Annotated in this window: 4 protein-coding genes; 2 read left to right on the top strand and 2 right to left on the bottom strand. The window is 39.0% G+C overall.

Annotated elements, in window-relative coordinates; genetic code table 11:
- Positions 1–9: 9 nt before the first annotated feature.
- Entirely contained in the window at positions 10–3,399 is a 3,390-nt protein-coding gene (locus ACAM30_RS07305) for a T9SS sorting signal type C domain-containing protein (RefSeq protein ID WP_369617890.1), read from the bottom strand.
- Positions 3,400–3,764: 365 nt separating this feature from the next.
- Complete coding sequence (locus tag ACAM30_RS07300) at positions 3,765–4,238, bottom strand: regulatory protein RecX (protein WP_369617889.1); 474 nt, start codon at positions 4,236–4,238, stop codon at positions 3,765–3,767.
- A gap of 238 nt (positions 4,239–4,476) precedes the next feature.
- Between ACAM30_RS07300 and ACAM30_RS07295 the strand changes: the two genes are divergently transcribed.
- Together ACAM30_RS07295 and ACAM30_RS07290 are read left to right on the top strand one after the other, a co-directional pair.
- Positions 4,477–8,805 carry a T9SS sorting signal type C domain-containing protein gene (locus ACAM30_RS07295; RefSeq protein ID WP_369617888.1) on the top strand — a complete coding sequence of 1,443 codons (4,329 nt, stop codon included), beginning with the start codon at positions 4,477–4,479 and terminating at the stop codon, positions 8,803–8,805.
- Positions 8,806–8,983: 178 nt separating this feature from the next.
- Positions 8,984–13,012, top strand: a complete 4,029-nt coding sequence (locus tag ACAM30_RS07290) for a T9SS sorting signal type C domain-containing protein (RefSeq protein WP_369617887.1) — start codon at positions 8,984–8,986, stop codon at positions 13,010–13,012.
- The last annotated feature ends 34 nt before the right edge of the window (positions 13,013–13,046 follow it).

Genomic DNA, 13,046 nt, shown 5'->3' with positions numbered 1-13,046 from the left:
AATCAACGATTACTGAAACAGCACTTTTCGTGTAATGGTAAAATCATTGGTCAAAGTGACCTTCACCAATAAAACCTGATTGGCAGCCGGTAAATTTTGAATTTGAAGTTCTGTACTGTTTATTTTGTTTTTACTGTATAACTGTTTGCCTGTAATGTCAAAAATAACCACTTGTTTAATGGTTTCTTTTGATGAAGATATTTGAATGGTTTTATTTCCAGTCGAAATAAGAATACCATTTTCGATGTTTTCAAAATCTCCTGTACCTAAAGTTTTGCCTGATTTGTAACGCAGTGTCAAACGTTCGGTAAAGGTACCGGCTTCGGTTTTAAAAGTATAATTGCTTTGTGTTAAATCATGTACTGTTCCGGTAGCTTTGTCTTCAATGTAAATGGCCTGATTGCTCATGTTTCCGTCTACTTCATCAATTGCAACAGTAAAATCACCTGCAACTGTTGTGCGGTATCCTAGCGAAACAAGGTCTGTATCTGTAAATGGCAGAGCACGTCCCTGAATTACATATTTGTTTTTTTGATCTGTAGTGTAAAAATCCAAATACTGGTTACCGTCAAAAGTTAATCCATCGTAATTGGTTTCAAAGTCATTGGTTGCTCCTTCAATGTAACTTACCAGCAATTGTTTAAAAGCTCCCGTTGCATTAGTCATGTTTAGCCAAACGCGATGTTTTTCTATAGCCGCCTCTTTTGAGGTGTTTCCTGGTCTGAAAAACTGACCGTTATTCGATCCGCCCAATCGCATGGCATTGTTAAACTTGACTTTTCCTGCAGCATTTGTCGTTACAAAAAAGGCTTGCCCGGCTGCTATGTTGCCCGTTGGTTTAGTGCCTTTGTCTTTTGCAGGATCATTATTGTGCTGTTTATCTGATTTTGCCGAAACTCCTCCACTAAGGTTGTATGAAGCATAATCATCAGCACTGTACTGATTACTTGCTACAGGTTTTGCCGGAGTGTTGTGCGTCCAGAAATAAAGCGTTCCGTTTAACATTGGATTCTCTTTTAAAAGTAGATCGGCACTTAAAGCAGACGGATAAGGATTTCCGATCAGGTGAGCTTGCGTAGCAGTTAGCAATTCTCCTTCCAGATCTCCATTGTTTGGAATTCCTTTAAAAGTTGCAGTAAACTCTTGTTTGTTGGTATTGGTGTAATTCGATGGCCCTCTAATAATGTAGCCTTTTCCAACAATCATATTGCTTTCTCTATTGGTTCGTACCCATTGTGTACCATCATTGCCATAGTAAAAATTGGCAGGCGTAGAAGGAGAAACGTCTACTAATTTTTGTGGAGTTACCGGGGTAGACCAATACAAATAATCTTTTTGAAATATAGGCGGACTTGTACGGATGTATGAAATACTTCCTGTATTCTTAGCGCTGCTTTTTTGTATCAAACTGGAATTGTTTTCAAAAACTAAAGATCCGGAGTTAACGTCTATACTATTGGCAATAGTTAAGGTTATTCCTGATTTTATAGTTACCGTTGCTCCATTGTCAATTTTACAGGAACACCCGTTAAGATCTGTTTCTGCCGTATAATTTCCTGTGAACTGAATTGGATCGTTTACGGTTGGTGTTCCATTAGACCATTGATTTCCATTCCAGGTATTTGCTGTCTGAATAACAATATCTGAAGAATATAATTTTCCACAATTGTCATCGATGGCAAATCTATAGGTTCCCGGAGCTAATCCTGTAATTTCGTATGTCGTTCCGGAGGTTGTATAATTGTAGACAGTTCCACGTGACTCCACCAGTTTTCCTGATGAAGGTATATTTTGCAGAACAACACTTCCGCTTGGTATAGTACAGGTAGGCTGCTTAATGGTTCCTACTGTTGGTGCAGGTGTTGTTTTTGTGATGATAGCTTCTGATATAGCACTTGTTGCTGTTCCACAGTTCGATGATACGATAGCATAGTAATACAATGTTCCCACTGTTGTTGTTTGCGGAGTGTAACTATTGGTTCTGGCTCCATTTGAGGTTCCTAATGATGTTCCGTTTGTTGTGTTTGCAGTAGTATTACTAAACCATTGATAGGTTAAGGCCCCGGATGCTGTAGTTGTGACAGTCATAGGTGTAAAGGTATCATTGATGCATTTGGTCTGAGTAGCAGTTGACTGTGAGGTGATTTTTAATGATGGGTTAACCCTTAGTTTAGCAGTATTTGAGTTTGTGTTAGTATTGGCAGGACAAGTGGTTGAGCTTCTTGCGACACAACGTACATAGTAGTCACTATAGGACAAAGGAAGGTTGGCCAAATTTAAGGTTGCCGTATTATGACCTGATACACCCTGAACCCCATTGGTATTAGTCCAGTTCGTTGAGCCATTGGCAGAATATTGCCATTGGTAGGTTGCATTCGAGGCTGATGCGGTTACGCTAAAGGTTCCGGACTGACCTTCACAAGCAATTAAGTCCTGCGGTTGATTGGTGAATGTTAATCCTGCTTGTACATTGACAGCTATACTGTTTGAGGCATTGCTTGGGCATACATAATCATTTTTTTTTGTAATTACCGAGTAGGTTCCAGGTGCTGTAACCGTTATGCTTCTGGTAGTTTCTCCGTTTGACCAAAGGTAATTGTCTTCAATGCTTGAAGTCAATACCACACTGCCTCCCTGGCAAAAAGTCGTTGGTCCGCTTGCAGTAATAGTAGGTTTTGCTGTTTTTCCGTTGGTGATATTAACATATAGGTATTTGGCTTCATTTGTTCTGCAATCATTAGATACTTCGACTTTAAGATTTCCTGCAGTTGAGCTGGTGGTTACTGTAATGGAGTTGGTATTAGCTCCCGCGGTAATAACCCAACCAGATGGTAGTTTCCAGTCGTATTTGGTTGCATTTGCTACAGGAGGTATGGAATAAACTTGTCCTGTGTTTCCAGGGCACTGTGGTGTAAATCCTGTAATTTCTCCAGTAGTTCCTAAAGCTTCATAAACAGTGATTTGCTTTTGGGAAGTTTTAACGGTAGAGCAATTTGGTTGCGTTAAGGTGTAGATTACATTTGCAACTCCAGGTGCTAACGCTTTGATAGTAGCGTTTCCTTTGCTTGAGCTTATAACTTCTAAAACTGAAGGGTTTGATGAAGACCAGGTGCCAGAGTCCCATCCTCCAGCCGACCAGAACCCTTCTGTAACTCCTACACATAATTTGTTGTTATTACTGCTTACTGTGCCTGCTGTTGCACCAGAGTTGCATTGCGCATTCGAATTACTGGCATTGATAAATAGAACAAGAGTAACGAGTAATTTAAAGTGATTTTTTGTGGCTTCGAGGGGGGGGTTTATAGCTGAAAAAAAGTTAATTTTTCTATCGGAACTAAAATTTTTTGACGAAAGATTAAAGGGAAAAGAAGGTGTTTTAAAAAGTAAAGTTTTCTTCATAGTAGGTGTATTCTATACAATTTGTTATGCCGGAACAGGATAATTTTTTTGCCCGGGCAAAGATAGATACACATACGTGATTGGGAATATGAAGGTTTTCGTAACGATCATTTAATCGACAAAATGTCAAAATAGTCGACAAAATGCATGGTGAAAAACGGTAATTAGGGTTATTTCTTATAAAGTATCATCTTGAAATATAAGAAAAGTCGTAAAATAGTAATCAAAACGGCACTGTTTTTAAGGTAATAATTATAGAAAACGTCTTTTGGTTAAAGAATTCACAAGAAAACAAGAAGCTGGTATGGGGTGATTTTTAAAAGAAAAAGGTGAAACAATCAATTTAAGTCGGAGTCTTTTATCGGCTATGATTCTTTTTCGAGTAGAGTGACTTTATCGTAAACGAGAAAACTTTCGTAGCCGCGACGAAGCATATAATCGCAGAATTTTTTTCGCTTTTTTAGGGTGTTTTTTTCATATATGCTGTTCCAGCATCGTTCAGAAAGCTGGTCAAAAGTGGTTTCGTATTCCTCGATCGTAATTTCCTTTAAAGCCAGCGTAATATTGGCTGAGGAAATTTGTTTTGCCTTCAGTTCATTGGTAATTCGAATTCTGCCCCAGTGTTTCATACGATGTTTTCCTCTGGCGAAGCTGCAGGCAAATCGGGTTTCGTTTAAGAAATTGGTTTCAATCAGTTGAACCACAATACTATCGATTTCATCGGCAGTCATTTTTAAGCTGTACAGTTTGGATACCACTTCGGCATGACAACGTTCCTGATAAGCACAGTAGTGTTCTAACTTAAGTAAAGCCTCTTTTGGAGTGCAGATTGAATTCATGGCTTTTTTCTTTCTTTTTAACGATTACGGCTAAAAATAGTCATTTAAATGTTAAAAACACAACTATTTTTTTTGTTTTTCTCAGAAAAGTCTTTTGTTAAAATGTTGTATATGTGGGGAATTATAATATTTTTGTACACAAAATTAACAGTTTATTATAGTTCTGTCAAACAGGATTTTAACTTTAGCTTTTAATTTTATTGCCCAAAACAAATTTAAATAAATACCACATAGCCCCATGAATAGAAAACTACTCTTAAGTTTTGTATTGTTTTTTACGTATCTTATAAATTATGGACAGTGTAACTTTGGAGGGACACAATTCGGAAGTACAACATCTATTTGCTACAACAGGGAAGTTTCCGGAACTAATGTTGGAGGAGTTACATTCTCAAATGTTCCTTTAGCGAGATATGTTGCTGTAAATGTTATCCAAGGGTTGACGTATACAATCTCTGCCACTTCAACTAGCACAGGTTTTAGAAAAAGAATTACACTGTTTAACAGTAGCAGTACGGGGACAGATGTGGGAACAGCGAGAGCATCGGCAGACGATACTGCTGCAACAATAACCAACTGGACTGCAACATTTACCGGAGTATTATATGTTCAATATAACAATAGTGGGAATTGTAATAGTGCTTCTACAGGATCAAATACGCAAGCTAATATTTCTGTGGTTTTCACAGGTGGAAGTAATAGTGTAGATTCTCAAAGCGCAAAAGGGACAAACTCATGGATAGGTCATGTTTATGATTTTTCTGACGGATCTGAGGTGCCTGTGCCTCCTTCTAATGCTGATGCTTTTGCTAATTATTTGGGTTATTTTACTCAGGCAAATACTGTTACAAGTGGTACAACTGCTTTTTCTCAAGGTTTTGGAGGAAATGACACATGCTTTGCTTTTATTGCAGCAGGGACTTCACAGAGTGTAAGAACTGATACATTTGCGGTACGTTACAGAATGCTTTCGACATTAGCTGCAGGTTGTTATTTTGTTAGCATTACCGGTGATGATGGGGTACGACTTTATGTCGATGGGGTGCTGGTTTTAAACGAATGGAATCAACAGAGTTCAGCGGCTTTCCAAAATGTATTGGTGCGTTTGACCGGAAACAGTGATTTAGTATTAGAGTATTATGAAAAAAATGGTGGTAACGTATCTAATTTTACTATTACTCCTGCTGATGGTAGTGCAAATACAATAACTCCTGCCACTTCAGCAGTTTGTGGAGGATCGACTACAACTCTTGATGGTTCGAATTATGCATATAATGGAGGAACAACCAATCCGTCTATTAGATTTCAATGGCAATTTTCATCATCTGCTTCAGGACCATGGACAGATGCAACTACAGGAACTGGTTTTAATGCAGAAGATTATACTCCAGTTGCCTTTACACCTTCCGTAGCAACAACGGTATACTATAGACGTAAAGTATCCGCAGCTTCAAATGCAGCGTGTAGTTACGACAGTGGTCCCGTTTCTATTACGACAAATCCTAGAGCAGCCATTACAAATATGTCAGCTAATGCTTGTTCAGGATCCCCTTTTAGTGTTATTCCGGTTGATGGAACAAACGGGCTTGTACCAGCAGGAACTACATACACGTGGTCAGCCCCAACTGGACCAGCTACTGTAAGTGGTCGTGCAGCCAGTTCAGGTAACCCGACAAGTATAACCGGTACATTGACTACTACAGCAGCAACAACACAAAATGTGATCTACAATATTACGGCAACAACAGGAAGCTGTACAAGCACATTCCAATTAACAGTGGCGGTATATCCTACTATAGGGGGTACAGTTACAGGTGATAATACCGTGTGTGCAGGAACTAACAGTACAATCTTTAACTTAACCGGAAATACTGGAAGCGTTGTAAGATGGGAGTCATCAACGGATAATTTTACTTCTGTTATTACCCCAATAGCAAATACAACAACAAGTTTAACGGCAACAAATGTTAATGTTACAACATCTTATAGAGCTGTATTACAAAATATGAGCTGTCCGGTGGTAGCTTCTTCAGCAGGAACGGTGACAATTAAAAATCCTGTAGCGACCGGAGTTACCATTTGTCAGGGAGGCACTGGCTCTCTAACGTCTTCAGCGACTTGTGCAGCTGTTGCCCAAACACCTATTAGCGCAAGTGGCTCTGGAGGTACATCCAGGACTGTAAATTATGGAGATGCTGGAAATGCTAATATTACTATTAATTTTCCTTCATTACCTGTTGGTGCTGTAGTCACCGGTACTAATGCCATAATAACGTTTAATACTAATGGAAACTCGTACCGAAGTGAATTACGTGTAAGAATTGAACCTCCGACAGCTATGGGGGCAGCAATAAATGATATAAGTCCTTCTTCAGGGAATGGTGGTACCGCTACAAATGTTCCTTTAGCAAGTTGGGGAAGTACAAACCCAACAGGAAACTGGATATTTAGATTTAGAGAAACTTATGCAGATAATGCCAATCCTGATGCAAATATTACAAATATTACTATTACGGTTAATTATACCTTACCGGCAACAATAGATTGGTATACAGTTGCTTCCGGTGGTACAAAAATTGGCTCTGGAGCTTCGTTCAATCCGGTTGGTATCGATTCTCGTCTCATGAACACCAATACAGTAGGTACAACCCCTTATTATGTGGCTTGTTCAGGTGATCCCGCTTGTAGAACGATGGTTAATTTTGTTATAAATGAGATTCCGGCAGCACCGGTAACAGGTACCGTTACACAGCCAACCTGTACTGTTCCTTCTGGTAGTATTGCTTTAAGTGGATTACCTTCAGGTGGAACTTTAACAAGATCACCAGGAGCGGTCGTAGTTCCGTATTCCGGTACTACCGCAACAGATACTAATCTTGCAGGAGGAAATTATACTTATACAGTAGCAAATGCGACCTGTACATCAACGGCAACGACGGGTATTACAATTAATATGCCTCCTGTAGTAGCTACCTACAGCTCAGGAGCTTGGAGCAGCCCGCCGGCCATAGATAAAATACTTGTTTTTGCAAGTGACTATACTTCGGGAGGTGACATAAATGGATGTTCCTGTACAGTAAATTCAGGTGTTAATGTGGTGATATCATCTGGTAATACTTTAAAGGTTACCAATTCTGTAACAACTAATGGTCAGTTGACTTTCAAGAATACAGCGGCTTTAGTACAAACCAATAATGTAACCAATACTGGTGATATCACTTACGAGCGTACCACTCCTCCTATATTGCTAAAAGATTATGTATATTGGTCAACTCCGGTAAGTCCACAAACCTTAATTAATCTTTCGCCTTCAACGCCTAGTACTATGTATTATGGTTTCGATGGTACACAGTGGGTACGAACGAACAGGAATGACAATATGGTGGTAGGTAAAGGGTACATTATTCGTGCCCCGTCAGGTTATTCGAATAGTTCTAAGACAGCCTATCCGGCAAGTTTTAAAGGAGTTCCGAACAATGGAAATATAGAAACAGAAATGCTGGCTTCAGGCAAAAATTATTTGATAGGGAATCCTTACCCGTCGGCTTTAAGCGCAGAGAGGTTTGTTTCAGAGGGCATAGAAGGGTTTATAAAAACAAATGAAAATGTAATAAATGGTACCCTTTATTTCTGGACGCACAACACACCGGCAAAACCTGTTGCAAGTAATCAGTATACTTCGGATGATTATGCTTCATTCAATCTAACTGGAGCGACAGCAGCGGAATCGGGTGGTGATAAGCCAACGGGAGAAATTGCGGCCGGGCAGTCCTTTTTTCTAACGACTAAGGCTGCAGGAAAAATATTGTTTACCAATGCCATGCGATTAGGGGCAACAGATAACGGTCAGTTTTTCAGACCTGGAAATGCTTCAAGAAAGGCTACTATAGAAAAGAATCGTATCTGGTTAAACATGACCAGTACAACCGGGGCATTTAAACAATTATTGTTAGGTTATATAGAAGGCGCAACTAACGACTATGAAACCTTATATGATGGTCTAACTCTTGATGGTAACCAGTATTTGGATTTTTATAGTGTAAGTAATACGAATAAATTTGTAATTCAGGGACGTGCCTTACCATTTACAGATGCTGATATTGTTGCGTTAGGTTACCGTACTGCCGTTGCAGGGGATTTTACAATTGCGATAGACGAGGTTGATGGTAAAATGTCTAATCAGAAGATTTATATTGAAGATAAAACAACCGGTGTTATTCACGATTTAACACAAAGTAATTATACTTTTAAAACCGAGGTGGGGGACTTTACTGAACGTTTGGTATTGCGTTACACCAGTAAAACTTTGGGTGTCGGAGATTTTGAAAACGTTAAAGACGGGATCTTAGTTTCTATAAAAGACAAGGTAATTGCAGTGCAATCTTCAAAAGAAAACATTAAAGAAGTTACCGTGTATGATGTGTCAGGAAAAATGCTTTACAACAAAAAGAAAGTAGGTAACACAGAATTACAAATTCAAAACCTAGCATCTTCAAATCAGGTTTTATTGGTAAAAGTTACTTTGGCAAATGATTTTACAGCGACAAGAAAAGTTATTTTTCAGTAAATCATAAATAAAAATTCATTTCAAAAAATCCATTCCGTTTTTCGGAGTGGATTTTTTTTGCATTTTAAGAAAATAAGGTTGTCAAAAAAATCACCAAAATTGGTGATTGTGGATTCTATACATGGGTTGTAGTTTTGAGCCAAATTATTATCAAAGAAAAACTTAAGCCCCTAGAGTTATGATAAAAAAAATACTTTTTTTTCTTGTTTTGATTGGTTGCTTTACTAGTCCGGTACTTTTAGCTCAACAAGAAACCACAGCACAAAATGGAAACTGTCCTGTTGCAGCCGGTGTTACCATTTGTAAGGGAGGTTCCGGCTCTTTAACCGCGTCCTCTTTCTGTGCTGGGATTGACCAAACCCCTATGACTGCCAGTGGTAATGACGGAGCATCTAATAGTGTATCTTATGGGGGTGGAGGAAATAGGGACATAACTATAACTTTTCCTTCGTTACCGGATGGAGCGGTAGTAACGGCTACAAATGTTACGATAAGTTTTACAGCAATTGCTCCTTCCTTAAAAAGTGAGTTGTTGGTTAGGGTAACTCCCCCTGTAACAGTTGATAGAGTGCAAACTAATTTGAATCCTCTTCCTGCTACTGTTGCTGAAAATAATAACCCTGGTGGTGCAATTAATATCCCTTTAGGAACATGGGGTACCGGAAACCCGTCAGGAGATTGGCGCTTCGAATTTAGAGAATCTCTTAATAATCCTGAAGTTATGCCCGATGCAAATATTACAGATGTCACCATTACAGTAAAATATACTTTACCGGCAACGATAGATTGGTATACTACGGCTTCCGAAGGAGCCAAAATTGGTTCAGGAGCCTCATTTAATCCTGTAGGGGTCAGTGGTTCCGGTCTTATTGATACTAATACTGGGGGCACGACTCCTTATTATGTGGCTTGTTCTGGTGACCCCACCTGTAGAACAAAGGTAGATTTTGTGATTCATGATGATCCTCCAGCTGTAACCGATGTTGTCATTTGTCAGGGAGGTTCCGGCTTTTTAACCGCTTTATCTATCTGTCCTGCGACTGCTCAAACCCCTATGACTGCAAGGGGTAGTAACGGAAGATCAAATAGCATATCTTATGGAGGTGCCGGAAATAGAAACATTACTATAAATTTTCCTTTGTTACCGGCCGGAGCGATAGTAACAGGTACAGATGTTACCATAAGTTTTACGGCAATTGCTCCTTCCTTAAAAAGTGAATTGTTGGTTAAGGTAACTCCCCCTGTAACAGTTGGCGCAGAGCAAATTAATTTGAATCCTCTTCCTGCTGATGTTGTGGAAAATAATAGTGCTGGTGATGCAAGTAATATTTCTTTAGGAACATGGAGCACTGGAAACCCATCAGGAGATTGGCTTTTCGAATTTAAAGAAGCTCTTAATAATCCTGAAGTTATGCCCGATGCAAATATCACAGATATTACCATTACAGTAAATTATACTTTACCAGCAACGATAGACTGGTACACAACGGCTTCCGGAGAAGATAAAATTGGTTCAGGAACATCATTTAATCCTGTAGGAGTCAGTGGTTCCGGTCTTATTGATACTAATACTCCGGGTACTACTTCTTATTATGAGGCTTGTTCCAGTGACCCTGCTTGTAGAAGAAAGGTGAATTTTGTAATAAATAAATCTCCTCTTGTTGTAACCGGTGTTACCATTTGTAAGGGAGGTTCCGGCTTTTTAACCGCTTCATCTGCATGTGCTGCACTTGCCCAAACCGCTACGACTGCCAGTGGTAGCGGCGGAAGATCAAATAGCAGACTTTATGGAGGTGCTGGAAATACAAACATTACTATAACTTTTCCTTCGTTACCGGACGGAGCTGTAGTAACAGCTACAAATGTTAAGATAAGTTTTACGGCAATTGCTCCTTCTCTTAAAAGTGAGTTGATGGTCAGGGTAACTCCGCCTTTAGCAGTTGGTGCAGTGCAAACTGATTTGAATCCTCTTCCTGCTATTGTTGCTGAAAATAATAGTGCCGGCGATGCAAGTAATATTCCTTTTGGAACATGGGGTACCGGAAACCCATCAGGTGATTGGGTCTTCGACTTTAGAGAAGTTTTTAATAATCCAGAAGTTAATCCTGATGCAAATATCACAGATGTTACGATTACAGTAAATTATACTTTACCAGCAACAATAGATTGGTATACGGTAGCCTCAGGAGGAACAAAAATTGGCTCGGGAGCATCATTTAACCCTGTAGGGGTCAGTGGTTCCGGTCTTATTGATACTAATACTGCTGGGACAACTTCTTATTATGCAGGTTGTTCCGGTGATTCCGCTTGCAGGACCTTGGTTAATTTTGTTATAGATCTGGCAACACCTGTATTAGAAACAGTTACCCAACCAACCTGTAGTGTTACTTCCGGTAGTATTGCTTTAAGCGGACTGCCATCTGGTGGAACGTTAACAAGATCACCTGGAGCAGTAGCGGTGTCTTATACAGGAACTAAGGTTACAGACGCTAATCTGGCAGGCGGGACATATTCGTACACAGTTGGAAACGGCAACTGTACATCAGCTGCTACTACGGAAGTTGTTATCAATTCACCACCGGCAATAGCGACCTATGGACTAGGTGGATGGGATGATACTCCAACCATAGATAAGAAACTCATTTTTAGCTCTGATTTTATGTCCACAGGGGATGTAAGCGGATGTTCTTGCGAAGTTAATTCAGGAACAAATGTCGTAATAGGAGACGGACATACCCTAACCATTGCGAATGATGTTAAAGTATTTACAGGAGGTACAATGACCTTTAAAAATACGGCAAGTTTAATACAGACGAATACTATTGCAAATACAGGTGACATTATATACGAACGTATCACGACACCTATTTTGCAGAAAGATTATGTGTATTGGTCAGCTCCGGTAAGTCAACAAAAATTAGTAGATCTTTCTCCCTTAACGCCCAGCACTATGTATTATAGTTTTGATGGTGCGCAATGGGTGAGAAACAATAAGACTGATAATATGATCGTGAGTAAAGGTTATATTATTCGTGGACCTTCAGATTATTCAAAGACAGATAGACAAACATTTACTGCAAGTTTTAAAGGAGTTCCGAATAATGGAAATATAGAAACAGAACTGTTAGCCTCTGGAAAAAGTTATCTGATTGGAAATCCTTATCCGTCTGCTGTAAGTGCGGATGACCTTATAATTAATGCGACAAATAATGTGTTAATAAATGGAACGCTTTATTTCTGGACTCACAGTACGGCTGCAGTGCCAACATTAACAAATCAGTATACTACCGATGATTATGCTTCTTATAATCTTAGTGGTGGCGTATCTGCGAAATCGGATCCTGGTTATAATAGTAATCCGACACTTGATAAAGGTGTGAAACCAACGGGTAAGATTGCGGCGGGACAAGCCTTTTTTGTGGCTATTAAAACTGCAGGAAAAGTTCTTTTTACCAATGCAATGCGATTGGGGGCAGTAGATAACGGTCAGTTTTTTAGATCAGTGAATCCTAAGAAAGGAACCGCGATTGAAAAGAATCGCATTTGGCTAAATATGACCAGTACAACCGGAGCTTTTAAACAATTGTTAGTGGGGTATATTGAAGGAGCGACTAATGATTATGATAGTAATTACGACGGATTAACTTTTGATAGTAATCCGTATTTAGATTTTTACAGTATAAGCAATGAGAATAAATATGTCATTCAGGGACGTGCCTTACCGTTTACAGATTCTGATATTGTTCCGCTAGGTTATCGAACTGCTGTTGCTGGCGATTTTACCATTGCAATAGATGAAGTAGATGGTAAGATGTTGAATCAGAAGATTTATGTGGAAGATAAAGCAATTGGAGTTATTCACGATTTAACACAAAGCAATTATACTTTTAAAACCGAGGTGGGGAATTTTACTGAACGTTTGGTGTTGCGTTATACTAGTAAAACTTTAGGTGTCGGAGATTTTGAAAACCTTAAAGACGGGATTTTAGTTTTTATAAAAGACAAAGTGATTGCGATACAATCTTCGCAAGAAAATATTAAAGAAGTTGCGGTATATGATATGTTAGGAAAAATGCTTTACAATAAAAAGAAAGTAGGTAATACAGAATTACAAATTCAAAACCTACCATCTTCAAATCAGGTTTTATTAGTGAAAGTTACTTTGGCAAATGATTTTGCAACGACAAGAAAAGTTATTTTTCAGTAAATTTTAAATAAGAGTTCATTCAAAAAGAATCCAT

Source organism: Flavobacterium sp. CFS9 (genome assembly GCF_041154745.1).
In the GTDB taxonomy this organism is placed as follows: domain Bacteria; phylum Bacteroidota; class Bacteroidia; order Flavobacteriales; family Flavobacteriaceae; genus Flavobacterium.
Note: the sequence above shows the minus strand (reverse complement) of the source record. Positions and strands in the feature narration are given on the sequence as shown.